We start from the raw sequence: 738 nt of genomic DNA, 5'->3' as shown, positions 1-738 counted from the left end.
TCCCATACCGAACACGGAAGTTAAGCTCTTCAGCGCCGATGGTAGTTGGGGGTTTCCCCCTGTGAGAGTAGGACGCCGCCAAGCTTTTCAAAGGATCATTTCCAGTCGGAACTGGTCTTTTTTGTGCTGTTTGAAAGAAGATCACCTTGATACATATGTGGTATAAATCAGGTTGTTTTAATTCACTATAAGCGTGGAGATGCTCTAAATCAACGTGAAAGTCTGTGAAGCATGTTCACTTTTAAGTATGGAGAAAAGTAATAGAGAGAAAGAATAGCCGGTGTATAGATGCCTGATACAAATTCATTCATTAAAATGGAGTTGTATAAGTCTATTTTATTGAAATCAAAACATTCATTGCGTTTAATAGTTGAAATAAAGAAATATCTATATCATTAAAGTATAAAAATTGAAAGGCTGCTGATATTTTTAAAGGATTTACTCGTTTTTAAAGAGAATATAGAGAAGAGAATACAGCTGTTAATCGTTGAATTGAAGCCGTTTTGACTGGTAACATCAACATCATCTGTTAAAAGAAATACGTCATGAAAAATGAAATAAAATTTTTTTAATATAGCCTTTACAAATGAGTGAAACCTGTATATAATAATCTTTGTCGGATCGAGAGATTCCTACATAGTGGAGGATTAGCTCAGCTGGGAGAGCATCTGCCTTACAAGCAGAGGGTCGGCGGTTCGAGCCCGTCATCCTCCACCATATTTATTCTTACATAATGTT

The 738-nt window shown here is 36.0% G+C and carries 1 tRNA gene and 1 rRNA gene; both read left to right on the top strand.

The annotated features are described in order from the left end of the window. Positions 1–84, top strand: a 5S ribosomal RNA gene (rrf, locus tag ACTJKA_RS19975); the annotation flags it as partial. A gap of 557 nt (positions 85–641) precedes the next feature. Beyond that, positions 642–717 (top strand) — tRNA-Val (locus ACTJKA_RS19970). Positions 718–738: the final 21 nt, after the last annotated feature.

The organism is Bacillus sp. 22190 (genome assembly GCF_052045575.1).
In the GTDB taxonomy this organism is placed as follows: domain Bacteria; phylum Bacillota; class Bacilli; order Bacillales; family Bacillaceae; genus Bacillus; species Bacillus altitudinis.
This window is presented reverse-complemented; position numbering and strand designations above follow the sequence as displayed.